Source organism: Bradyrhizobium sp. SZCCHNGR1005 (genome assembly GCF_032489995.1).
Classification (GTDB): Bacteria; Pseudomonadota; Alphaproteobacteria; order Rhizobiales; family Xanthobacteraceae; genus Bradyrhizobium.
Window position 1 is genome coordinate 926781 of the sequence record NZ_JAUEZC010000001.1, and the last position, 21799, is coordinate 948579.

26 protein-coding genes are annotated in these 21799 nt (G+C 63.9%); 13 read left to right on the forward strand and 13 right to left on the reverse strand.

From position 1 onward, the window contains the following. Positions 1 to 23: 23 nt before the first annotated feature. The 6 genes from QXZ85_RS04250 (at position 24) to QXZ85_RS04275 (ending at position 4930) form a co-directional block, all read left to right on the forward strand. Positions 24 to 560, forward strand: a complete 537-nt coding sequence (locus QXZ85_RS04250) for an MFS transporter (RefSeq protein WP_315700855.1) — start codon at positions 24 to 26, stop codon at positions 558 to 560. Positions 561 to 628: 68 nt separating this feature from the next. Then, positions 629 to 1864 (forward strand): ABC transporter substrate-binding protein, encoded by a 1236-nt coding sequence (locus tag QXZ85_RS04255; protein ID WP_316173349.1) that lies wholly within the window; start codon positions 629 to 631, stop codon positions 1862 to 1864. Positions 1865 to 2270: 406 nt separating this feature from the next. Then, positions 2271 to 2726: a MarR family winged helix-turn-helix transcriptional regulator gene (locus QXZ85_RS04260; RefSeq protein ID WP_315743716.1), complete on the forward strand. Its 456-nt coding sequence runs from the start codon at positions 2271 to 2273 to the stop codon at positions 2724 to 2726. Positions 2727 to 2770: 44 nt separating this feature from the next. After that, positions 2771 to 3334 carry an isochorismatase family protein gene (locus QXZ85_RS04265; protein ID WP_316173747.1) on the forward strand — a complete coding sequence of 188 codons (564 nt, stop codon included), beginning with the start codon at positions 2771 to 2773 and terminating at the stop codon, positions 3332 to 3334. A gap of 1 nt (position 3335) precedes the next feature. Continuing rightward, positions 3336 to 3665 carry a hypothetical protein gene (locus QXZ85_RS04270; protein WP_315700859.1) on the forward strand — a complete coding sequence of 110 codons (330 nt, stop codon included), beginning with the start codon at positions 3336 to 3338 and terminating at the stop codon, positions 3663 to 3665. Next, on the forward strand, positions 3662 to 4930 hold the full coding sequence (locus QXZ85_RS04275; protein WP_315700860.1) for an MFS transporter: 1269 nt from the start codon (positions 3662 to 3664) through the stop codon (positions 4928 to 4930). Before QXZ85_RS04270 ends, QXZ85_RS04275 begins: the two co-directional genes overlap by 4 nt. A gap of 23 nt (positions 4931 to 4953) precedes the next feature. Here the strand turns inward: QXZ85_RS04275 and QXZ85_RS04280 are convergent, their stop codons facing one another. The 9 genes from QXZ85_RS04280 to miaA all read right to left on the reverse strand — a co-directional run bounded on the left by QXZ85_RS04280 (position 4954) and on the right by miaA (position 12894). Continuing rightward, positions 4954 to 5223, reverse strand: a complete 270-nt coding sequence (locus tag QXZ85_RS04280; RefSeq protein WP_315700861.1) for a hypothetical protein — start codon at positions 5221 to 5223, stop codon at positions 4954 to 4956. A gap of 603 nt (positions 5224 to 5826) precedes the next feature. Beyond that, positions 5827 to 6846 carry a ketol-acid reductoisomerase gene (gene ilvC / locus QXZ85_RS04285; protein WP_315700862.1) on the reverse strand — a complete coding sequence of 340 codons (1020 nt, stop codon included), beginning with the start codon at positions 6844 to 6846 and terminating at the stop codon, positions 5827 to 5829. A gap of 150 nt (positions 6847 to 6996) precedes the next feature. After that, complete coding sequence (locus QXZ85_RS04290; RefSeq protein WP_315700863.1) at positions 6997 to 7599, reverse strand: LysE family translocator; 603 nt, start codon at positions 7597 to 7599, stop codon at positions 6997 to 6999. 5 nt (positions 7600 to 7604) lie between these two features. Then, positions 7605 to 8294 (reverse strand): class I SAM-dependent methyltransferase, encoded by a 690-nt coding sequence (locus QXZ85_RS04295; RefSeq protein WP_315700864.1) that lies wholly within the window; start codon positions 8292 to 8294, stop codon positions 7605 to 7607. A 3-nt stretch (positions 8295 to 8297) separates the two neighbouring features. Further along, entirely contained in the window at positions 8298 to 8840 is a 543-nt protein-coding gene (gene ilvN, locus QXZ85_RS04300) for an acetolactate synthase small subunit (RefSeq protein WP_315700865.1), read from the reverse strand. A gap of 151 nt (positions 8841 to 8991) precedes the next feature. Continuing rightward, the gene (locus QXZ85_RS04305) at positions 8992 to 10761 is read right to left on the reverse strand and encodes an acetolactate synthase 3 large subunit (protein ID WP_315700866.1); all 1770 of its coding nucleotides are present in this window, start codon (positions 10759 to 10761) and stop codon (positions 8992 to 8994) included. Positions 10762 to 11257: 496 nt separating this feature from the next. Continuing rightward, complete coding sequence (locus tag QXZ85_RS04310; RefSeq protein WP_315700867.1) at positions 11258 to 11683, reverse strand: PIN domain-containing protein; 426 nt, start codon at positions 11681 to 11683, stop codon at positions 11258 to 11260. Beyond that, positions 11680 to 11937, reverse strand: a complete 258-nt coding sequence (locus QXZ85_RS04315) for a FitA-like ribbon-helix-helix domain-containing protein (protein WP_315700868.1) — start codon at positions 11935 to 11937, stop codon at positions 11680 to 11682. Before QXZ85_RS04315 ends, QXZ85_RS04310 begins: the two co-directional genes overlap by 4 nt. Positions 11938 to 11979: 42 nt before the next feature. Further along, positions 11980 to 12894, reverse strand: coding sequence for a tRNA (adenosine(37)-N6)-dimethylallyltransferase MiaA (gene miaA / locus QXZ85_RS04320; protein WP_315766623.1), 915 nt, complete (start codon positions 12892 to 12894; stop codon positions 11980 to 11982). 16 nt (positions 12895 to 12910) lie between these two features. Between miaA and serB the strand changes: the two genes are divergently transcribed. The 3 genes from serB (at position 12911) to QXZ85_RS04335 (ending at position 14858) form a co-directional block, all read left to right on the forward strand. Then, positions 12911 to 13801, forward strand: a complete 891-nt coding sequence (gene serB, locus QXZ85_RS04325) for a phosphoserine phosphatase SerB (protein WP_315700870.1) — start codon at positions 12911 to 12913, stop codon at positions 13799 to 13801. 70 nt (positions 13802 to 13871) lie between these two features. Next, positions 13872 to 14306: a GNAT family N-acetyltransferase gene (locus QXZ85_RS04330; protein ID WP_315700871.1), complete on the forward strand. Its 435-nt coding sequence runs from the start codon at positions 13872 to 13874 to the stop codon at positions 14304 to 14306. A 264-nt stretch (positions 14307 to 14570) separates the two neighbouring features. Beyond that, positions 14571 to 14858, forward strand: a complete 288-nt coding sequence (locus QXZ85_RS04335) for a hypothetical protein (protein WP_315700872.1) — start codon at positions 14571 to 14573, stop codon at positions 14856 to 14858. Between the two features lie 89 nt (positions 14859 to 14947). Here the strand turns inward: QXZ85_RS04335 and fabF are convergent, their stop codons facing one another. Next, complete coding sequence (gene fabF / locus QXZ85_RS04340; protein WP_315743723.1) at positions 14948 to 16210, reverse strand: beta-ketoacyl-ACP synthase II; 1263 nt, start codon at positions 16208 to 16210, stop codon at positions 14948 to 14950. Between the two features lie 9 nt (positions 16211 to 16219). After that, complete coding sequence (locus QXZ85_RS04345) at positions 16220 to 16753, reverse strand: helix-turn-helix domain-containing protein (RefSeq protein ID WP_316173347.1); 534 nt, start codon at positions 16751 to 16753, stop codon at positions 16220 to 16222. Between the two features lie 107 nt (positions 16754 to 16860). Here QXZ85_RS04345 and QXZ85_RS04350 point away from each other — a divergent pair, with 107 nt between their 5' ends. The 4 genes from QXZ85_RS04350 (at position 16861) to arsH (ending at position 19348) form a co-directional block, all read left to right on the forward strand. Next, positions 16861 to 17157, forward strand: coding sequence for a metalloregulator ArsR/SmtB family transcription factor (locus QXZ85_RS04350; RefSeq protein WP_315700875.1), 297 nt, complete (start codon positions 16861 to 16863; stop codon positions 17155 to 17157). Next, positions 17154 to 18209: a permease gene (locus QXZ85_RS04355; protein ID WP_315743727.1), complete on the forward strand. Its 1056-nt coding sequence runs from the start codon at positions 17154 to 17156 to the stop codon at positions 18207 to 18209. Before QXZ85_RS04350 ends, QXZ85_RS04355 begins: the two co-directional genes overlap by 4 nt. Before the next feature lie 12 nt (positions 18210 to 18221). After that, positions 18222 to 18458, forward strand: a complete 237-nt coding sequence (locus tag QXZ85_RS04360) for a thioredoxin family protein (RefSeq protein WP_315767298.1) — start codon at positions 18222 to 18224, stop codon at positions 18456 to 18458. Between the two features lie 176 nt (positions 18459 to 18634). Further along, positions 18635 to 19348, forward strand: a complete 714-nt coding sequence (gene arsH / locus QXZ85_RS04365) for an arsenical resistance protein ArsH (RefSeq protein ID WP_409977616.1) — start codon at positions 18635 to 18637, stop codon at positions 19346 to 19348. A 139-nt stretch (positions 19349 to 19487) separates the two neighbouring features. Here arsH and QXZ85_RS04370 read toward each other — a convergent pair whose 3' ends face one another. Then, positions 19488 to 19697: a hypothetical protein gene (locus QXZ85_RS04370; RefSeq protein ID WP_315743728.1), complete on the reverse strand. Its 210-nt coding sequence runs from the start codon at positions 19695 to 19697 to the stop codon at positions 19488 to 19490. Positions 19698 to 20187: 490 nt separating this feature from the next. Then, a complete protein-coding gene (locus QXZ85_RS04375; protein WP_315700878.1) occupies positions 20188 to 21684 on the reverse strand; it encodes a Do family serine endopeptidase in 1497 nt (498 codons plus the stop codon). Positions 21685 to 21799: the final 115 nt, after the last annotated feature.

Consider the following 21799-nt stretch of genomic DNA (forward strand, 5'->3'; position numbering starts at 1 on the left):
ACACGCCGGACCAGGAGGCCGAGGTGAGCGGGCCGCTTGAAGGATTGAAGGTTCTCGACATCGCGACCATCGTCGCCGCGCCCTTGTCGCAACGGCTGCTCGCCCGCGGCGTCTCCAGCCGCATCTCGCGCGGCGTGCTCACCTGCTGCTGCGTGATGCTGGCGGGCGTGGCGATGATGCTGCTGTCGAAATCGACCGGCGAGCTCGTGCAGATTCCGCTGGTGATGGTCGCTTTCGCCGTCGGCAGTGTCACCTATGCGCTCGGACCGCCATTGATCGGCGAGATCAGCCCTGTGCACCAGCGCGGCGCCATGCTCGGCATCTGCAACGGCACCTTCACGCTGGCCGGCCTGATCGCGCCCTGGCTGATGGGCCATATCGTCGATATCGGCGCCAATCCGGCCCAGGGCTTTCGCGACGGCTTCATGTTTGCGGGCCTGCTGATCGTCGCCGGCGGCGCGCTGGCGATGGTCATCATCAATCCGAAGGACGACCTCAGGCGCTTTGCGCGGCGCGAGCGCGCAGCTGTCGGCAGCGGCGTGCCGGCACTTCAGTCGTAGCGCTGGGCTGCACGTTGGCGAAGCCGGCATCAAGGCCGAAACAAATACAAGAAGAAGGGAGACACCTCATGAGGATCAGCCTTAGGATCAGCCTTGCAAACCTGATCACGGCCAGCGCACTTGTCTGGGCCACGTTCTGTTCGTCTGCGGCCGCGGAGAAGACATACGACACCGGCGCCAGCGACACCGAGATCAAGGTCGGCCAGACCATCCCGGCGAGCGGCCCTGCGTCGGCCTATGCGACGATCGCCAAGGCGCAAGCCGCCTATATCAAGATGATCAACGACCAGGGTGGCGTGAACGGCCGCAAGATCAACCTGATCCAGTACGACGATGCCTATTCGCCGCCGAAGACGGTCGAGCAGGTGCGCCGGCTGGTCGAAGGCGACGAGGTGCTGCTGACGTTCCAGATCATCGGCACCGCGCCGAATGTCGCGGTGCAGAAATATCTGAACGGCAAGAAGGTGCCGCAGCTGTTTGCGGCCACCGGTGCCGCGCGCTTCACTGATCCCAAGCACTTTCCCTGGACGATGGGCTTCAATCCCTCCTACCTGGTCGAAGGCCGCATCTACGGCCAGTACATTCTGAAGACCTATCCCAACGCCAAGATCGGCGTGCTCTATCAGAACGACGATCTCGGCAAGGACTATCTCGCGGGACTGAAGGCGGGGCTCGGCGACAAGGCCGCCAAGATGATCGTCGCCGAGACCTCCTATGAGATCACCGAGCCCACCATCGACTCGCAGATCCTCAAGCTGAAGGATGCCGGCGCGGACCTGTTGTTCAGCGCCTCGACCCCGAAGCAGGCGGCCCAAGCCATCAAGAAGGTCGCCGAGCTCGGCTGGCATCCGGTGCACATCGTCGACATCAATGCCAACTCCTTGACCGCCACGCTGAAGCCGGCGGGGCCGGAGAACGCCAAGGGTCTGATCAGCGTCAACTACGTCAAGGACCCGCTCGAGCAGACGTTCAAGAACGATCCCGGCGTGCAGCGCTATCTCGACTTCATGGCGAAGTATTATCCCGACGGCGACAAGGGCTCGAACTTCAACGTCTACGGCTACATCACCGCCGAGCTTCTGGTTCAGGTGCTGAAGCAGTGCGGTGACGATCTCACCCGCGAGAACGTGTTGAAGCAGGCCACGCATCTCGACCACGTCCAGCTCGACCTGCTGCTGCCGGGCATCACCATCTCGACCTCACCGACCGACTATCGGGTTAACAAGCAGCTGCAGATGATCCAGTTCGACGGAGCGCACTGGCAGAACATCGGCGACATCATCACCGACGAAGCGGCTGAGTAGAGCGAGCCGCTGCGGAAGCAGGGCCATGGCATATGGCCGTGGTGGTTCAGGCCTCATGGTTCGAGACGCGCGGTTTCGCCGCGCCCTCACCATGAGGGTCTATCGGCCGCAAAATGGGCCCTCGTCCTGAGGACCTCGCCGCAGGCGAGCGTCTCGAAGGACGGCCGCAGAAGAGATCGTCGGTCGAGTTCGTCCCATATGCGATAGCCTTGCTGCGGAAGGGACGGTCGAGAGGTCGTCCCCTTCCGCATTCCCTCGCCTCGCGCTCAGCGGGCGTTCTGCCCCGCGACATTCCTAAGCCTGGAAGTTCTTGCCGCCGCGCTGCGGTAACGTTCACGTATTTGTTAAGCTAAACTTATAAGTCTAACTGTACAATTTGACTCCGGTAGCCTATTTGCTGCCCCCCATGAACCGCGCCCCAGGGGATGCCGTCCCCGCCCCGCGCGCCTCGGCGCTTGCAGCCGAGCTGCGCGGGCTGATCGGCAAATTGAAACGCAGGCTGCGTGAGCAGGCCAATGTCGGCGACCTGACGGTCTCGCAGATCGCCGTGCTGCTGCGGCTCGAAAAGGACGGCCCGGCGACGGCGTCGCAACTCGCGCGCGCCGAGGGCATGCGCGCCCAGTCGATGGGTCCGATCGTCGCTGCGCTCGAGGCAGCGGGTCTGGTGAAGGGCGCGCCGGACCCAAGTGACGGACGGCAGACCATCATCGCACTGACGGACCAGTGCCTGGACAGGATCAGAGAGGGACGCGCGGCGCGGCAGGACTGGCTGTCACGCACGATCGACCAGCGCCTCTCCGCTGAGGAACAGGAGCAGCTGCGCGCAGCCATCGCGCTACTCAAGCGGCTGATCGACGACTGATGGCGCTTGCGCGCAATCGAGGCGCGGCAATTGAAGGACACACCATGGCACTCACGACGCTCGATCTGGACACCGCTCTCATCGTCGTCGATCTGCAGAAGGGCCTCGTCGGACTTCCCTGCGTTCATCCAATCAATGAGATCGTGGAGCACGCCCGTGTGCTGGCCGATGCGTTCCGCGCACGTGCCCTCCCGGTCGTGCTCATCAACGTCGCCGGAAGTGCACCAGGCCGCACCGAGCAGCCGCGCCGTATCGATGCACTCCCGGAAGGATGGACCGAACTCCTCCCCGAGCTGAACCGGCAACCGAACGATATCGTGGTGACCAAGCGCACATGGGGCGCCTTCGCGAGCACCGATCTCGAACGGCAGCTGAAGGCACGCAATGTCACGCAGGTCGTGGTGGCCGGCGTCGCCACCGGCACCGGCGTGGAGTCGACCGCGCGGCAGGCCTATGAGCAGGGCTTTAACGTCACGCTCGCCCTCGATGCCATGACCGACACGCGCGCCGAAGCGCATGAGTACAGCACGACGCGGGTCTTTCCGCGACTGGGCGAGACCGGAACGACCCGAGAGATCATTGGACTCCTGAACACGAGGACGGCCTGACATGACCTTGCTGCATCTGGTTTCCTATTTCTTCGGCGGCGCCTTCCTCAGCAATGCCGTGCCGCACTTCGTCAGCGGCGTGACGGGCATGCCATTCCAGACGCCGTTCGCATCGCCGCCGGGGCGCGGCCTCTCCACCTCGACGCTGAACGTGCTCTGGGGCTTTCTCAACCTTGTCGTCTTCTATCTGCTGGTCTGCCGGGTCGGCGATTTCGGACTGCGGCATACGGCTGACGCGCTTGCGCTGGGCTTCGGCATGCTGGTGATGGCTCTCTATGCGGCGCGGCACTTCGGCTCCCTCCACGGCGGCGATCTGCGGGAGCGCCCATGAGGCGCGCTGCGGCGGACATGTTCCGTTCGCTGCGCAGCCGCAACTATCGCGTCTGGACCGCCGGCGCCTTCATCTCCAATGTCGGCACCTGGATGCAGCGGACCGCGCAAAGCTGGCTGGTGCTGGTCCAGCTCACCGACCGCAACGCTTCGGCGGTCGGCATCGTGATGGCGCTGCAGTTCGGACCGCAGCTTCTGCTATTGCCCTGGACCGGCTACGCAGCCGATCACTTCAACCAGCGCAAGCTCCTGATGGCGACGCAAGCGACGATGGGCGCATTGGCGCTCGCGCTCGGCCTGCTCACCGTCGGCGGCGTGGTCCAGCTGTGGCATGTCTACGGCTTCGCCTTCCTGTTCGGCTGCGCGGCCGCCTTCGATGCGCCAGTGCGCCAGACCTTCGTCGGCGAACTGGTCGGCGATGCCGACCTGCCCAACGCGGTGGCGCTCAATTCGACCTCGTTCAACGCCGCCCGCATGATCGGACCGGCGATCGCAGGCATCGTCATTGCAGCCGCCGGCACCGGCTGGGCCTTCCTGATCAACGGCGCCTCCTTCGCCGCCGTGCTGGCTTCGCTGTCTCTGCTGCGCAGTTCCGAACTGCGCAGCCATGCCCGCGCCCCTCGCGACCAGGGCAGCCTCGGGAGCAGGCTGACCGGCGGCCTGCGCTATGTGTGGTCGCGCGCCGACCTCAAGGCGGTCCTGATCATGCTGTTCCTGATCGGCACCTTCGGCCTGAACTTCCAGATCTTCATCGCGACCATGGCGACCCGGGTTTTCCATGCCGATGCCCGCGGCTATGGTTTGCTGTCATCGGTGATGGCGGTCGGCACCGTCGCGGGAGCTCTGCTAGGCGCTGCGCGGGCGCGGCCGAACTTCGCCGCGCTGCTCGTCGGCGCCCTGCTGTTCGGGCTGGGCTGCAGCTTCGCCGCGCTCGCGCCGACCTACTGGATGTTCGCAGCCGCCCTGGTGCTGATCGGCCTGGCCGCGCTGACCTTCACCAACACCACCAACAGCCTGATGCAACTTTCGACCGCACCCGCGATGCGCGGGCGGGTGATGGCGCTCCGCGTCGGTGTCGCCCTCGGCGGCACCCCGATCGGGGCGCCGATCGTCGGCTGGATCGCGGACCAGTTCGGGCCACGCTGGGCGCTCGGCGTCGGCGCGGCATCCGGCTTCGCCGCCGCGATCGTCGCCGTCACCACCATGATGCGACGCGATCATCTGCCGCACGAGGACATGTTGAGCGGCGGCCACGTGCGACGCTGACCGCCTGCGTCGCTCCAGCAATCTCAGCGTTGGGCTTCCTCACGATCGGACTCGTCCGCGATCAGATGAAACTCGCGCCCCAGCCGGCGCTGCACGCTCAGCACGGCGCGATCGACATCGCTGATCAGGCTGTCCCCGAGCACGACCTGCGGAATCTGCCAATTGCGCCCCTCGCGGACATGCGGCAGCAGCGTCACCGCACGAACCTGCGCGGTCTCGCATCCCGGCTCGCTGCGGATCGCGTCCTCGACCAGCCGGGTCAACTCCGCCGGCGTCTTGCCGATCGTCGCCATCAGGATTGGCCTCCCGGAATCAGACGCACGCCGAGACCGCAAGCAGCTGGCCATCTGAAGCCGGCGTGATGATGGTCGACGTCCCGAAACACCTTCCGCCCGGCGCCCGATACAAAACAAACACGCCCGCGTCTCGGGCGCACCCGACCGACACAAGAATGTGCATTAAAGCACAATTCTATCAAGCTCCGATCTGGAGCGGGCGATATTCCGATCAAGGAAGAAGATGAAGAAGCCGGGCTTGCTGCTTGTTCCTGCAGGCGGTTTGCCGACAGAGCGCGCCATCGAGCAAGCCTTGCGAAGATTGCGGATCAGCTCCCAATCCTTGGCCGCCTCAGCTTTCGGAACGCCTCACAGCCCGTATCATCGGCGGCTGACACATCACGTGAAGCACTGCATCCGACATCGAAAACAAAGCTAGCCCGCCCGGCTTAATTTTCCGTCTCCATTAGCCCGGGTTTCTACGGAGCTTCGATCCGGCGACGGTTAGTTCGGTCCGCAAAACGCAGATGGCCGGGCAAGAGCGACAACGCACTCTGCCCGGCCATCGAGGTCAGCATCGCCCGCCTGAAAGCGCGTCCAGGCGATCTGGCGCCCGCGAGCTTAGTTCTTGCTCTTGTCGACCAGCGCGCCCTTCTTGATCCAGGGCATCATGTCGCGGAGGCGAGCGCCGACTTCCTCGATCGGGTGCTGAGCGAGCTTGGCGCGGGTCGCCTTGAACGAGGTCTGGTTGACCTTGTTCTCCAGCATCCAGTCGCGCGCGAAGCGGCCGGACTGGATGTCGTCGAGCACCTTCTTCATCTCCTTCTTGGTCTCGGCCGTGACGATGCGCGGTCCCGTGACATATTCGCCGTATTCGGCGGTGTTGGAGATCGAGTAGTTCATGTTGGCGATGCCACCTTCATAGATCAGGTCGACGATCAGCTTCACCTCGTGCAGGCACTCGAAATACGCCATCTCCGGCGCGTAGCCGGCCTCGGTCAGCGTCTCGTAGCCGGCCTTGATCAGCTCGACCAGGCCGCCGCAGAGCACGGCCTGCTCGCCGAACAGGTCGGTCTCGCATTCCTCCTTGAACGTGGTCTCGATGATGCCGGCGCGGCCGCCGCCGATCGCCGACGCATAGGACAGGCCGAGATCATGCGCGTTGCCGGAGGAATCCTTGGCGATCGCGATCAGGCAGGGCACGCCGCCGCCGCGCTGATATTCCGAACGCACGGTGTGGCCGGGGCCCTTCGGCGCGATCATCAGCACGTCGAGATCCGCCCGTGGATCAAGAAGATTGAAGTGCACGTTGAGGCCGTGGGCGAAGACGAGCGCGGCGCCCTTCTTCATGTTGTCGTGCAGGTGCTCGCGATAGATGTCGCCTTGCAGCTCGTCCGGGGTCAGCATCATGACGAGGTCGGCCCATTTGGCGGCCTCGGCGACTTCCATCACCTTGAAGCCGGCGGCTTCCGCCTTCTTGGCCGATGCGGAGCCCTTGCGCAGCGCGATCGCGACCTCCTTGACGCCGGAATCCTTCAGGTTCAGCGCATGGGCGTGGCCCTGGCTGCCATAGCCGACGATGACGACCTTCTTGCCCTTGATCAGGTTCAGATCGGCGTCGCGATCGTAGTAAACACGCATTGTCGTTTCCTCTTTGAGATGGCCGGAATTGGCTGGAAAGTCAGACGCTTGGGTGAGGCACGGGCGGCTGCGCCCGGACGAAATCCGGCCCGTGTCTAGAGCATTTTGGGCCGGCTTGGAAACCCCGATCTCGCATGGTGGAGGCGCCCCTCATGCGTCCATGAACACGGGGTAGAGCGAGGCAAGCAGCAGCACGGCCATGACGATGTTGAAGGCCCGCACGGCACGTTCGGAGCTCAAGAGCGGCCGCAGCGCAGTCCCGAACAGGGTCCAGGTGATGGTCGAGCCGATGCCCATGGCGAGGCTGATCGCGGTCTGGATCAGGATGTTGAACGGAAAGCGCGCGATCGCGGCGTAGGCCGTGATGGTGCCGATCACCATCACCCAGCCCTTGGCATTGACCCATTGGAAGATCGCCGCGCCCCAGAATGTCATGGGACCGCGCGAACTGCTCGCGCCCGCCTCGACCCGCCCTGACAGCGCGATCGCGATGGCGAGGTAGATCAGATAGGCGGCGCCAAGATATTTCAGGATGGTCTGCAGCACGGGATAGGCGATGAACACGGTGCCGAGCCCGAAGCCGACCGCGGCAACCATAAAGGCGAAGCCGAAAGTGATGCCCGCCATGTGCGGCACCGTGCGGCGAAAGCCGAACGTGACCCCGGAGGACAACAGCATGACGTTGTTCGGCCCCGGCGTGAAGAACATCACCAGCGCGAAGATCACGAAGGCAAACAGCAATTGTTGCGACATGGCGCTCAGCCCTGCCCCACTGGCTTCTGCAAGAGATAGGTCCCGTGCAGCGGCGCGTGATAGTCGGCAGACACGAGCCTGAAGCCGGCTTCTATCAGCAGCCGCTCCATCACCCAGGCGAAGGTCGAGTTCTCGTCGCGCATATGCGCGATGACGCTGTCGCGCGAGAAATCATGGTTCTTGATGTTGAAATCGGCCCATTGCTCGACCGAGCGCTCGGCGCCATCGGGCGCGCTGACATAGACGATGTCGCGCAGGTAGAAATGGGCCCCGGGCTTCAGCGCGGCGAAGATCCGCGACAGCGCCACCGCCTTCCAGAAATCGGGCAGGTGATGCAGCGTGAACTCGCTGACGATCAGATCGTAGCTTTCCGGCGCATAAGCGAACGAGAGCAAACCCGCGGATTGCGGCCGCACAGTTGCACGCCGGTCGCGGGCGTAGAGCTTGGCCAGCGCCAGCATCGCAGGCGAAATATCGATGGCGTCGACCTCGGCCCCCATCAGCGCAGCCTCGCAGGCGAGCACGCCGTTGCCGCACCCGATATCGGCCACGCGCCAGCCGGGCTTGACCCCGAGCATCGTCAGCGCCGCGCGGGCGCGCAGGTCGGCATCGTCGGCCGATCCGTAGATCGAGGCGACGGCATGGTCCAGACCGATCCGGCTTCCCTCGTTATAGTACCAGTCGCGCGCCAGCATGGTTCACATCCCCTCAGGTCCCCGCCCGATCGCAGCCACACCCGTCCGCGACACCTCGACCAGCCCGAGCGGGCGCATCAGGTCGATGAACTGATTGATCTTGCCGGTGTTGCCGGTGATCTCGAACACGAAGCTTTCGGTGGTGGCGTCGATCACCCGGGCCCGGAACGCATCCGCGAGCCGCAGCGCCTCGACGCGGGCATCGCCCGTGCCGTGCACCTTGACCATCGCAAGCTCGCGCTCGATGGCGCGGCCCGACAGCGTCATGTCGACGACGCGGTAGACCGGGATCATGCGATCGAGCTGGTGCTTGATCTGCTCGATCACCATCGGCGTTCCGGTGGTGACGATAGTGATGCGCGAGAGATGCTTCTGGCTCTCGGTCTCCGAGACCGTGAGGCTCTCGATGTTGTAGCCGCGCCCCGAGAACAGGCCGATGACGCGCGCCAGCACGCCGGGCTCGTTCTGCACCAGGATCGCAAGCGTGTGCGTCTCGTTCGGATCCTGACGGTCTTCGATGAAATAGGCCGATGCGGGCTGTGTCATGATTGTCCCCGTGTCTCGCGTCCGTCATGGCCGGGCTTGTCCCGGCCATCCACGTCTTAATAGAGAAGGCGCGCTTTCCTGGATGCCCGAGTCAAGCCCGGGCATGACGACAGTATTTGTGGCAGGCCGAATGCCCTCATGAATGTGCCCCTCACACCAGCGCCTTGCCGCTGGCGAAAAAGGCGGCCGGATCAGAGGCTTCCGTGGGCAGGATCATCTCGTTATGCGCCTTGCCGGAGGGGATCATCGGGAAGCAGTTTTCCAGCGCGGCGACGCGGCAGTCGAACAGCACCGGCTTCTTGACCGAGATCATCTCCTTGATGGCACCGTCGAGATCGGCAGGCTTAGAGACCTGCAGCCCGACGCCGCCATAGGCTTCCGCGAGCTTGACGAAATCCGGCAGCGCCTCGGAGTAGGAATGCGACAGCCGGTTGCCGTGCAGCAGCTGCTGCCACTGCCGCACCATGCCCATGTAGCTGTTGTTGAGGATGAAGATCTTGACCGGCAGATCGAACTGCACGGCGGTCGACATCTCCTGCATCGTCATCTGCACCGAGGCGTCGCCTCCGATGTCGATGACGAGGCTGTCGGGATGGGCGACCTGCACGCCGATCGCGGCCGGCAGGCCGTAGCCCATGGTCCCGAGACCGCCCGACGTCATCCAGCGGTGCGGCTCCTCGAAGCCGTAGAACTGCGCCGCCCACATCTGGTGCTGTCCGACCTCGGTGGTGATGTAGGTGTCGCGCCCGCGCGTCAGCTCGAACAGCCGCTGGATCGCATATTGCGGCATGATGACCTCGCGGTTGGCCCTGTAGGCCAGCGAGTTGCGCGCGCGCCAGGCAGCGATCTCGCCCCACCACTCCTTGATATCGGGCTTCTTCGCTTCCGCCTTGAACACCTGCAGGATGTCGCCGAGCACGTCGCCGCAATCGCCGATGATCGGGACGTCGACGCGGATGTTCTTGTTGATCGAGGACGGATCGATGTCGATGTGGATCTTCTTCGAGCCCGGCGAGAACGCGTCGGTGCGGCCGGTGATGCGGTCGTCGAAGCGCGCACCGACGCACAGCATGACGTCGCAATCATGCATCGCCATGTTGGCCTCGTAGGTGCCATGCATGCCGAGCATGCCGAGCCAGTTCTTGCCCGACGCGGGATAAGCGCCGAGTCCCATCAGCGTCGAGGTGATCGGAACGCCGGTGACTTCGACCAGCTCGCGCAACAGCTTCGAGGCTTCCGGCCCCGAATTGATGACGCCGCCGCCGGAATAGATGATCGGGCGCTTGGCCGAGGCGAGCAGCGCCACCGCCTTCCTGATCTGCATCGCATCGCCCTTGAGGCGCGGTGCGTAGGAGACGTGAACGTCGGACTTGCGCGGCGGATGATAGGTGCCGGTGGCGAACTGCACGTCCTTCGGCACGTCGACGACGACCGGCCCCGGCCGGCCTGAGGTCGCGACATAGAACGCCTCGTGCAGGACCTTGGCGAGATCGTTGACGTTGCGGACCAGCCAATTGTGCTTGGTGCAGGGCCTCGTGATGCCGACCGTGTCGCATTCCTGGAACGCGTCGTTGCCGATCAGATGCGTGGGCACCTGCCCGGTGATGCAGACCAACGGAATCGAATCCATCAACGCATCCGCGAGCGGCGTCACCATGTTGGTGGCGCCGGGGCCGGAGGTCACCAGCACCACGCCGGGCTTGCCGGTCGAGCGCGCATAGCCTTCGGCCGCGTGGCCGGCGCCCTGCTCGTGGCGGACCAGGATGTGCTGGACCTCGCTCTGCTGGAAGATCTCGTCATAGATCGGAAGCACCGCGCCGCCGGGGTAGCCGAAGATGTGCTGCACGCCGTGATCGATGAGCGCGCGCACGATCATGGCGGCGCCGGTCATCTGGTTCGGATCGTGGCTCTTGTCGGTCATGGCTGGCTCCGGATCGCTGTCTTGTACGGCTTTCGAGGTATCCTGGTGGTCGGTCGGCTTCGTGGTCGTTCGGGCAATAAAAAAGGGCCCCTGGAGGCCCTGCGCACCGCTCGGATTTCAGATGGCCGCTAGCCATCCCCGGCGGTGCGCCTGGGTACGACGGCGATAAGGAGAATGGCAATAAAGTTGCGCATGATGCCGAGCGGACTTCCCAAAGGTTGCGCGAACATAGCCCGAGATGCCTCAATGTCAAGGCGAAGCAGGGCTACCCGCGCGATTTTGTCAGGTTAACGCGGTTTGAGCGGTTCGGCGAGAGGGAATTTAGTCAGCTGTCACCCCAGGGCGACGCGCCACCGTCGAACCCGACTCTTGAGATTGCTGCTCCCGGTGGTTGGCCGAACCGACAGCCTGCTCAGACGTCTAGGTCTCGGGTTGGCGTTCCGCGCTCCCGGAAGGACAAGGGATCGCGCCACCATCGGGCAGCACCGATCGCCGATCACTCCCAAGGATTGATCAACCCCAGTCCCAATCCGTCGAAGTCGCCGACGTTACGTGTAGCAAGCTGAAGTCCATAGGCCGATGCGATGCCGGCGATCTGAAGGTCCGCGAGCTTCTTTGGAACTTGGTGCAGTGCATGTCCTTGCGCACGCGCCTGCGCCAACAGCAGTGCGGCCGATTGGGCGGCAGCAGCGTCGAACGCGTATACGCGCGTTCCGAAGCGGCGGATCGCCCTGCCGATAGCGTTCTGAAGCTTGTCTTTTCGCCGTCCGTCACTCAGCCACGCCAGCCCGGCGCCAAGCTCGAAGATCGTAATGCTTGAAATAGCAGTGTTCGAAAAATTTGCGTCGAGCCAGCCGATGACTTGTGGTGCCGGCGCCAGTTTCAGCACCTCCGAGATGACGTTGGTGTCCAGGAGGATCATTCGAACGAAACTGGCCGAACAGGCGCTGACCGAATCAGCTCAAGCGCCTCGTCAAGGTCGACACCTGGTCTCGAAATCGCAAAGAGCCACTTGCCAAACGGCTCTGCGTCATCAGGGGATTCCGCTTCCTCGCGGGCCAGCTTTTCGAGCGTCTCGCGCAGGTCAGCTTCCAGGCTCTTGCCGCGCCGTTCGGCGCGAAGCCGCAGCAGCTCCTTCGTCGCCTCGTCCACTTTGCGGATCAGGATATCGGCCATTCGAACCTCAGACATAGATGATATCACGATATCATCTCATCATCAATGCCGAGAAGAGACCCTCGCCTCTTCCGGCGTCATCCACTGGAACTCCGGCAGCTGGTGCCGAAACCAGGTGAATTGGCGCTTGGCATAATGACGGGTGTCGGCCTTGCCGATCGCCGCGGCCTCCTCCAGCGTCAGCTCACCCTTCAGGTAACGGATCAGCGCCGGTACGCCATGCGCCTTCATCGCCGGCAACAGCGGATCGAGGCCACGCGCAGCCAAAGCCTCGACCTCCGCGATCGCGCCCGCCTTCAGCATGATGTCGAACCGTGCATCGATCCGCGCATAGAGCGCGTCGCGCTCGGGCGCCAGGAACAACGCCTGATACTCACCTTCCCGCAAGAGCGGCGGCTGGGCCTGATCATGCCAGTCGGCCAGCGGCCGGCCGGTGGCCTCGATCACTTCGAGCGCCCGGGCAATGCGGGTGCGATCGCGCGGTTTCAGCCGTTCGGCCGCTTCGGGATCGCGCCGCGCCAGTTCCGCGTGCAGCGCCTCGACGCCATCGCGATCGAGCCGCGCGCGCACGGCGTCACGGATCTGCTCGGGCACCGGCGGCACCTGCGACAAACCGCGCGTCAATGCCTTGAAATAGAGGCCGGTGCCGCCGACGAAGATCGGCCGCCGCCCCGCGCCGCGCGCCTCGTCCAGCACCTTTGCGGCATCCGCGACATAAAGTCCGGCCGAATAGTTCACGCTGGCATCGACATGGCCATACAGCCGATGCGGCACGCGCGCTTCTTCCTCGCGCGTCGGCCTCGCCGTCAAGACGCGGAGGTCGCGATAGACCTGCATCGAATCGGTGTTGATGACGACGCCGCCGTTTTTTTCCGCAAGCTCGAGCGCGAGCGCCGACTTGCCGCTGGCGGTCGGGCCTGCGATAAGCACGGCTTTGTTGTCAGTCTCCGAAGTCACCTCAAGAAAACCCTAGATGTCTCTCGTCGCCACCTTCATCTGCAATCCGGCCGATCCGGCACTCGATACCACGATTGTCGAGGCCTTCCTCGCCGTCCTGCCCTCGCCTGGCACCCCGCAATGGCTGTTCGACGAGGTCGCCATCGATATCCCGTTCGGCGGTGAGGGCGAGGTTCACGCGATCGAGGCTCGCCTGCGCGACCTGCGCGGCGACATGCCGATCGACATCGTCGTGCAGCCTGCCGCGTTCCGGCGCAAGAAGCTTTTTCTCGCCGACATGGATTCCACCATGATCGGCCAGGAATGCATCGACGAGCTCGCCGATTTCGCCGGGCTGAAGCCACGCGTCGCCGCCATCACCGAACGCGCGATGCGCGGCGAGATCGCCTTCGAGCCGGCGCTGCGCGAACGCGTCGCACTGCTGAAAGACTTGCCGGTCAGCGTGGTCGACGAGGTGCTGAAGAAACGGATCGTGGCGACGCCGGGCGGCCGCGAGCTCGTGATGACGATGCGCGCGCACGGTGCCTATACCTGCCTGATCTCGGGCGGCTTCACCTTGTTCACCAACGCGATCGCAGCCAAGCTCGGCTTCCAGGAGAACCGCGCCAATGAGCTGGTGATCGACGGCGGCAAGTTCGCTGGCGAAGTGCGCGAGCCCATCATTGGCCGCGCCGCCAAGCTCGCCACCCTGCTCGAACTGCGCGAGTCGTTCGATCTCGACGAGATCGACACGCTGGCGGTGGGCGACGGCGCCAACGATCTCGGCATGATCGAGGCGGCCGGCCTCGGCGTTGCCTATCACGCCAAGCCCGCAGTCTCGGCGGCGGCGAGCGCGCGCATCGACCATGGCGACCTCACCGCGCTGCTCTACGCGCAAGGCTACAAGCGCGACGAATTCGTGGATTGATCAGCCGACGTGGGATGTGAACTGGCCGCTCGCCAAGACGGAGCGTGCTCCCAAGTCACAGGAGCTGGCATTGACCACGATAGTCAAGATTCGGGCCACTGATCAGCTCATGTCCGCGGTATATGCCTTGCGACGGCAAGTGTTCGTCATTGAACAAGGTGTCCCCGAAGACCTTGAAGTCGATGAGAACGACAAGGCCGCCACTCATCTTGCGGCACTTTCTGACGGCCACGTCATTGGAACGCTGCGCATTGTGCGCCATGAACGCACGGCGCAGATCGGCAGGATGGCGGTATCGGCACATTCACGGAAAAAAGGGATTGGACGAGAGTTGATGGAGTTCGCCGCGGCCGCGGCTTCCCGCGACGGCGCCCAGGAAATCATCCTAGCCGCGCAATTCACGGCACGTGAGTTTTATAAGCAGCTTGGATACATCGAAGAAGGAGCGGTCTTCGACGAAGCAGGCATCTCCCACGTGATGATGCGCAAGAGGCTTCGGCCTTGAGCTCCACCGTAACCGGATCGCACGCGCGGATCCCGCGTGGTTAATGGAGTGAATCGAGCGACAATGATCACGGCTTGCAATCGCGTCATTGGCCGATCGAATTGAACAGGTACCAAACTGCCTTTTGCTGCACTGCAAAAAAAATCGTTGTCAAAAGAGCTCTTATGAGTTAGAAGGGATGCACGTTTAGGGAGCGGCCAAGGAAGGCGGAATGCGATTGCGGATCACGCGATCGACCAATCGCCAACCATAGGACCAGCTTCCATGACCTTCGCCAAACATCTCCTCCCCGGCGCACTCGTTGCTTTCGCTGTCCTGCACGGCGCTGCCGCAGTTGCAGCCGAACTCCCCACCTACGACGTCTCGTCGTTTCCGGCCACGCCGCTCCAGCTCACCGTAGTCGGTGCCTCTGCCGCCGACGAGCAGGCCCCCGTTGCGACGCTGACCCGCGCCAACATGCCGGCCACCCCTGTCCAGCTTTCGGTGCTCACGCCGCATCACCGCAGCGCCGCGGCTGCAACCGTCACCACGGTCGGCGCCGCACGCAACTAATCAACACCTGCTTCTCGATCTGAAGTCCGTGTATCGATTTCGCCACACGCGAATCATGGACTTCAGATCGGCGGTAAGGAGTGAAATGGTCACGACCAGCGCCGGAACACGATGCTGGCGTTGACCCCACCAAAGCCGAACCCATTCGAGATCGCATGGTCCATTCTCATGGGCCGAGCTTCGCCGCCGACGATATCCACGCCTTCGGCCGCCGCGTCGGGCGTATCAAGATTACGGGTCGGAGGCGCGACCTGATCGCGCAGCGCCAGAACGGTGTAGATCGATTCCACTCCGCCGGCAGCCCCAAGCAGATGGCCGGTCGCCGATTTGGTGGCGCTCACGGCAATGCGCCCGTCACGTCCGAACACCGACTTGATCGCTTCAAGTTCGCTGCTATCGCCGGACGGCGTCGAGGTCGAATGGGCATTGAGATGCTGGACATCCGCCGGCGCGAGCCCAGCTTGCCGCAGTGCGAACTCCATCGCCCGACGCGCGCCTTCGCCATCCTCGGGCCCGGACGTGATGTGAAAAGCGTCAGCCGTCGTGCCGTAGCCAACGATCTCGGCGATCGGCTCGGCTCCGCGCGCCTGAGCGCTCGCCAAATCCTCGATCACCAGGATGCCCGCGCCTTCCCCCATGACGAAGCCATCCCGATCCTTGTCGAACGGCCGCGACGCGCGCTCTGGTGCGTCGTTGAAGTGGGTCGATAGTGCACGAGCGGCGGCGAAGCCTCCCAGGCTGACCGGGTGGATGCATGCTTCTGCGCCACCGCACACCGCGATGTCGGCTTCGCCTGATCGGATCAGGCGTGCGGCGTCTCCAATCGCCTGCACGCCCGCCGCGCACGCCGTCACCGGCGTTCCGATGGGCCCCTTGAATCCATGCCGAATGCTGACATGACCAGAGGCGAGATTGGGCAGGAACGACGGTACGGTGAACGGCGATAACCTGTGTACGCCCCGCTGCTCGGTCGTCCTGACTGCCTCGGCGATAGCCGGAAATCCACCGATGCCCGAAGCGATGATCGTCGCCGTTCGCTCGGCCGCGTGCGCGTCAGCGGGAGCCCACCCGGCCTGTGCGATCGCCTCGGCGGCAGCGGCCAACGCGAAAAGTATGAACCGATCCATCCTGCGCTGGTCCTTGGGCGGGATCGCACGGTCGGCGTCGAAGCCGCCTTCGGCATCCTCAACCTTGCTGGGTACGATCCCGGCGACCTTAGCCGGCAGCGCCGCGGCCCAGGCCGGCAACGAGCGAAGCCCTGATCGGCCGGCGAGGAGGCGCGACCACGCGAGTTCGACACCGCATCCCAAAGGGGACACCACACCCAAGCCGGTGACGACGATCCGACGCATGCTGTTTCCCTACGATGTTGGCGAAGACGACGTTGGCGAAGACGACGCGTCCGCGCGCAGCGCCCTGATCGAGGCAAGACGACTGCGCATGCCTGTGCTTGCGCGTGGACCGGGGAGCAGCACGGCATTCGCCGGCGTGATCGGCGTCTTGCTGTGGGCGTCCGCCACGATCGGATCGAGCGTGCGTCCGGTTTTGCGATCGGCCAGCACGACCGATTTGCCTTCGGGGGCCAGGTGCTTGTTTCCCCACGCGAACATCGCCACCACGACCGGGAAGAAGTCTCGGCCCTTGGCGGTGAGGATGTACTCGTACCGGGGCGGACGTTCATTATAGAGCCGTCGCTCGAACAAGCCGGCCTCGGTCAGATGCGCAAGGCGCCGTGACAGGATGTTGGAGGCGATGCCCAGGCTGTTCTGAAACTCGTCGAAGCGCGTGAATCCCTGGAAGGCATCGCGCAAAATCAGAATGCTCCACCACTCGCCGACGCACTCGACTGCGCGTGCGGCCGGACATTCCGCAAGTGTGAACTCCTTCGACTGCATGCGCGAAGCTTAGCCGAGTAACTTTCATTTTGCAAGTTAGTTACGAGAACGGACAGCACCTAATATGCGCTATTGCGCAAATGCGCATTAGCGCATATTATGGATGGATGTTGAACACCGTTTCAATTCTGGCTGCCCTTGCCGAACCGACCCGCCTCGCCGCGCTGCGCATCCTGTGGGATGGCGGCGAGCACTGTGTCTGCGAGCTCATGACCAGGCTCGGCGCGAGTCAGTCGCGCATGAGCCGGCATATGTCCGCCCTGAAAGCCGTCGGTCTCGTGATCGATCGGCGCGACGCACAGTGGGTTCGATACCACCTCAGCCCCGAATTGACGCCGGACGAGCGCGCGATCCTCGCCGCGGTCATGGCGACCGTCCCGGAGCCGGCAAGGAGGGCAGCATGAGGATTGAGCTTTCGACTGAGCCGGCGCGCACGGCTTCATCGCTGATGTGGGCCGCGGGGACGGTGGCGGCGATCGGCCTCTGGTTCGCGATCTACTGGCAATTGGAAGACTTCTCGGCGCGGGTCGTTTCGTCGCTGCCGATCACGCCCGGCAGTCATCTGGACGAAGCGGCGCGCTTCTTCGTGTTCGACGCGCCAAAAGTCCTGATGCTGCTGACGCTGGTCGTTTTCGGCATGGGTGTCGTGCGCAGCTTCTTTTCACCGGAGCGCACGCGCGCGCTGCTTGCCGGCGAGCGCCAGGGCCTCGGCAATGTTGCTGCCGCAATCCTCGGCGTTTTCACCCCGTTCTGCTCCTGCTCGGCCGTCCCGCTGTTCGTCGGCTTCGTGTCGGCTGGCGTGCCGCTCGGCGTCACCTTCTCGTTCCTGATTTCCGCACCCATGGTGAATGAGGTCGCGCTCGGCCTGTTGTTCGCGCTCGTCGGCTGGAAGGTGGCCGCGATCTATCTTGGTTTTGGTCTGGCCGTCGCGATCGTTGCAGGATGGATCATCGGACACCTCCACCTCGAAGGCTGGCTCGAGGATTGGGTCCGCAACGTGCGTGCCGGCGAAACGGATCTGCCGCCGGATGCTCAAACGGTCGTCGACCGAATTCAGGCCGGCCTCGAGGCGGTGCGCGACATCGTCGGACGTGTCTGGCTCTGGATCGTTGTCGGCATCGCCGCCGGCGCGTTCATTCACGGCTATGTCCCGAACGATCTGCTCGCCTCGATCATGGGCAAGGGGCGGTGGTGGTCCGTGCCGGCAGTCGTGCTGATCGGCGTGCCCATGTACTCGAATGCCGCGGGGATCATTCCGGTGGTGGAAGCGCTGCTTGGAAAGGGCGCGGCGCTCGGGACCGTGCTCGCGTTCATGATGAGCGTGATCGCGCTTTCGTTCCCCGAAATGCTCATCCTGCGCAAAGTGCTGAAGCTGCGGCTGATCGCCGTCTTTGTCGGCGTCGTCGCCACCGGCATCGTCGCCGTCGGCTATCTCTTCAACGCCCTGTTCTCCTGAAAGGACAAACCCATGAAGAACGTGAAAATTCTGGGCTCCGGTTGCAAGCGCTGCGTCCAGACCGCCGAAATGGCTTCGGCCGAAGCAAAGAGGCTCGGCATCGACATCGAGCTCGAAAAGGTGACGGACTTCGCCGAGATTGCGAAGTTCGGGATCGCCTCAACCCCGGGTGTCGTGATCGACGGCAAGGTTGTTCATGCCGGCGGCCTGCCGAAGCCCCAAGACATGGCGAAATGGCTGGGGGCGTAATGGCAGCGCGTTCTTCATGCAACCTTGCTTCGATTAGTTGTTCCTGTTCTAACGTTCGCAAATAGGCCCGCCGGTGATCCGAACGTCCAAATGGGACATGGACCTCCTCGACCACGCCGCCGGGGATCGTTCGAAAGAGTATGGCCTATCGCTGACCGATACCGGAGGAAGCCGGGTTGCCTGACACGACGCCACAGTTGGACGAAGCCTCTTTCCGACCGATCGATCAGGCGAAGCTCCTGGAGCCCCAGCGATCCTCGCATCCTCCGCGTATCCTGTTGCTGTATGGATCGCTTCGGCAGCGCTCGTTCAGTCGGCTCCTGACCGAAGAAGCCGCGCGGATCCTGGCTCGCTACGGCGCGGCGACACGGACCTTCAACCCACGCGGACTGCCATTGGTGGATGACGCCGAGCCCGATCATCCGAAGGTTCGGGAGTTGCTGGATCTCGTGACCTGGTGCGAAGGCATGGTCTGGTGCTCGCCCGAGCGGCACGGCGCAATGACTGGCGTGATGAAAACCCAGATCGACTGGATCCCTCTGTCGCTCGGAGCCGTGCGACCGACGCAAGGGAAGACACTCGCCGTCATGCAGGTCAGCGGCGGTTCGCAGTCGTTCAACGCGGTCAATCAGCTGCGCGTGCTCGGTCGCTGGATGCGCCTGATCACCATCCCGAACCAGTCGTCGGTCCCCAAAGCCTTCATGGAATTCGACGGTGCCGATCGCATGAAGCCGTCGGCCTATTACGACCGCCTCGTCGACGTGATGGAAGAGCTGACCAAGTTCACGCTTCTGACACGCGACCGGGCCGACTATCTGGTCGATCGCTATTCCGAGCGCAAGGAAAGTGCGGAAGAACTGTCAAGGCGGGTCAATCAAACCTCCATTTGATCCGCGTGGCGATTTGAGTCGCGCGGCCGAAAACGGGTCGCGCCTAAAAGCCAATTTCAGCAGGGATTTCAATCTGATTTGCCCTGTCCAGTCCGGCGGCGACAAAATAAATTTCTTTCGCTTTTCCAGAAATTGAGCTCTACTCCATCCATCCCGCCTCGAGCAGAGGGACGTTGCGCGCGATCGTCACGACACGTGAGGCGGGGATGCGGTGGACGTGACCGCCTTGGCGCGTGATCTTCACGCGGACGAACGAGGCGGATGCGGACGTGAAGTCGCGTGGTCCCGGCGCCCCGACGCTGGCGCTAAGTTCGCAGGTGATGATCCTGCTGACGACGGTGGCTAACAAGCCCGGCACACCGAGGAGATCGCGATATATGCGTTAAAACCGCCGCGCGGGGAATGCCGGTTGATCGGCTGCACCTGTGGTGACTGCCGCCTGCTTTTTTTCTGCAGGCGGGCCATGGGTGAGGCCTTCACCCGGCATTCCCCGCGCCCTCTCGATTTTCGAAAGGGCATGTCGTTCGCAGAACTCGGGCGTGATCCGCCGCGGGAATGCGATGTCGTGTCCGACGCTGTTTGAGATGTGAATCTGGTCAGAGATGGTGGGTGCGGTGCTCACCTGAAATACGCTGGTCGTCCCCGCGAACGCGGGGACCCATAACCACAGGATTTCGATGTTCGCGAGATGGCAGCCAGCCTGCCAATTTCGTCGGTCACGGCGTATGGGTCCCCGCGTTCGCGGGGACGACACCGTCTTCTATAGGAATGCTGGCGGCCCCCCATGGAGAGCTCGCGGCTTTCCATGGAAGCTGGCCGCGCAGCGCGACGAGGCGTTGCTACTGCAAACTCACCGCGACGAAGCGGAGCTCGCCGTCGGCGTTGGCGACGAGCAGCAGCACCGATTTCTTGCCGTCCTTCTTCAGCTGATCGACACGCTTCTTGATGTCGGCGCCGGATGTCACCGCCTCCTGCGCCACCTCGACGATGACGTCACCGGCGGAGAGCCGCTTGTCGGCGGCGTCCGAGCTGGCGTCGACGCCGGTGATGACGACGCCCTTGACGCTGTCCTTGATCTTGTAGCGCGTGCGCAGGTCCTTCGAGAGCGCGGCGAGATCGAGGCCGAGCGCCTTTTGCGTCACCGGCTTATCGACCGGCTCATCCTTCTTGATCGCGGCCGGCTGCGCCTTGTCGGGATCCTCGAGTCGGCCCAGCGTGACCTTGCGGGTCTCCTCCTGGCCCTTGCGGATGATGACGACGTCGACCTCCTTGCCGACCGCGGTGTCGGCGACGATGCGCGACAAGTCCTTCGGCTCCTTGATGTCGTGACCGTCGAACTTGACGACGACGTCGCCGGGCTCGATGCCGGCCGGCTTGGCCGGGCCCTTGTCGTCGACGCCAGCGACGAGCGCGCCGCGTGCGGGCTTGATGTTGAGGCTCTCGGCGATCTCGTCCGTGACGCCCTGGATGCGCACGCCGAGCCAGCCACGGCGCAGCTCGCCGAACTGGCGAAGCTGATCGACCACGCCCGCCACCGTCTTCGACGGCACGGCGAAGCCGATGCCGATCGAGCCGCCGGACGGCGAGATGATCAAGGTGTTGACGCCGATCACCTCGCCATCGAGGTTGAACAGCGGACCGCCGGAATTGCCGCGGTTGATGGCCGCGTCGGTCTGGATGTAGCTGTCATAGGGACCGGAGGAGATGTCGCGGTTCTTGGCCGAGACGATGCCCGCCGTCACCGTGCCACCGAGGCTGAAGGGGTTGCCGATCGCGACCACCCAGTCGCCGAGCCTGAGCTTGTCGGAATCGCCGAACTTGACCACGGTCAGCGGCCGCGGCGGCTTGAACTTCAGCACCGCGAGGTCGGTCTTCTTGTCGATGCCGACGATATCGGCCTTGATCTTGGTGCCGTCGTTCATGATGACGTTGATCTCGTCGGCGTCGGCGATGACGTGATTGTTGGTCACCACGATACCGGACTCGTCGATGATGAAGCCGGAGCCGAGCGAATTGGTCCGCCGCGGCGTCAGGTCACCGCCGCCCTTGCCGCCGGGACCGCGCCGGTTCTTGAAGAAGTCATCGAAGAACTCCTCGAAAGGCGAGCCGGGCGGCAGTTGCGGAACCGCGCCCTTGCCCTCGCTCCCACCCTTGACCTCGACGGTCTGCGAGGTCGAGATGTTGACGACGGCGTCGATCACCTTTTCGGCGACATCGGCGATGCCCTCGGGCCCCCGCGCCTGCGCCGGTGCCGACACCAGCGCGCCGGCCACCGCAACACAGGCGGCGGTCAGGATCGGGCGCAGGCGCTGGCTGAAAGCAAGGGTGGGTATCATAGGGGCGGATCTCCAAAAGGGCGAAATACGAAAGACTACAGTGCGCCCGAAGCGGGCGACGGCGCAAGCGCCGCGGGCGAGCGCGGCGGATTCCTCATTGAAGACAACCTAATAC

Bases quoted from the DNA above. Each gene is read 5' to 3' on its own strand.
- serB (WP_315700870.1), top strand. From the start codon at position 12,911: ATGTCTCTCGTCGCCACCTTCATCTGCAATCCGGCCGATCCGGCACTC.
- QXZ85_RS04360 (WP_315767298.1), top strand. From the start codon at position 18,222: ATGAAGAACGTGAAAATTCTGGGCTCCGGTTGCAAGCGCTGCGTCCAG.
- QXZ85_RS04335 (WP_315700872.1), top strand. From the start codon at position 14,571: ATGACCTTCGCCAAACATCTCCTCCCCGGCGCACTCGTTGCTTTCGCT.
- QXZ85_RS04255 (WP_316173349.1), top strand. From the start codon at position 629: ATGAGGATCAGCCTTAGGATCAGCCTTGCAAACCTGATCACGGCCAGC.
- QXZ85_RS04375 (WP_315700878.1), bottom strand. From the start codon at position 21,684: ATGATACCCACCCTTGCTTTCAGCCAGCGCCTGCGCCCGATCCTGACC.
- QXZ85_RS04295 (WP_315700864.1), bottom strand. From the start codon at position 8,294: ATGCTGGCGCGCGACTGGTACTATAACGAGGGAAGCCGGATCGGTCTG.
- QXZ85_RS04270 (WP_315700859.1), top strand. From the start codon at position 3,336: ATGACCTTGCTGCATCTGGTTTCCTATTTCTTCGGCGGCGCCTTCCTC.
- QXZ85_RS04275 (WP_315700860.1), top strand. From the start codon at position 3,662: ATGAGGCGCGCTGCGGCGGACATGTTCCGTTCGCTGCGCAGCCGCAAC.
- QXZ85_RS04310 (WP_315700867.1), bottom strand. From the start codon at position 11,683: ATGATCCTCCTGGACACCAACGTCATCTCGGAGGTGCTGAAACTGGCG.
- QXZ85_RS04345 (WP_316173347.1), bottom strand. From the start codon at position 16,753: ATGCAGTCGAAGGAGTTCACACTTGCGGAATGTCCGGCCGCACGCGCA.
- QXZ85_RS04280 (WP_315700861.1), bottom strand. From the start codon at position 5,223: ATGGCGACGATCGGCAAGACGCCGGCGGAGTTGACCCGGCTGGTCGAG.
- QXZ85_RS04265 (WP_316173747.1), top strand. From the start codon at position 2,771: ATGGCACTCACGACGCTCGATCTGGACACCGCTCTCATCGTCGTCGAT.
- QXZ85_RS04290 (WP_315700863.1), bottom strand. From the start codon at position 7,599: ATGTCGCAACAATTGCTGTTTGCCTTCGTGATCTTCGCGCTGGTGATG.
- QXZ85_RS04305 (WP_315700866.1), bottom strand. From the start codon at position 10,761: ATGACCGACAAGAGCCACGATCCGAACCAGATGACCGGCGCCGCCATG.
- QXZ85_RS04355 (WP_315743727.1), top strand. From the start codon at position 17,154: ATGAGGATTGAGCTTTCGACTGAGCCGGCGCGCACGGCTTCATCGCTG.
- QXZ85_RS04350 (WP_315700875.1), top strand. From the start codon at position 16,861: ATGTTGAACACCGTTTCAATTCTGGCTGCCCTTGCCGAACCGACCCGC.
- fabF (WP_315743723.1), bottom strand. From the start codon at position 16,210: ATGCGTCGGATCGTCGTCACCGGCTTGGGTGTGGTGTCCCCTTTGGGA.
- QXZ85_RS04315 (WP_315700868.1), bottom strand. From the start codon at position 11,937: ATGGCCGATATCCTGATCCGCAAAGTGGACGAGGCGACGAAGGAGCTG.
- ilvN (WP_315700865.1), bottom strand. From the start codon at position 8,840: ATGACACAGCCCGCATCGGCCTATTTCATCGAAGACCGTCAGGATCCG.
- ilvC (WP_315700862.1), bottom strand. From the start codon at position 6,846: ATGCGTGTTTACTACGATCGCGACGCCGATCTGAACCTGATCAAGGGC.
- QXZ85_RS04260 (WP_315743716.1), top strand. From the start codon at position 2,271: ATGAACCGCGCCCCAGGGGATGCCGTCCCCGCCCCGCGCGCCTCGGCG.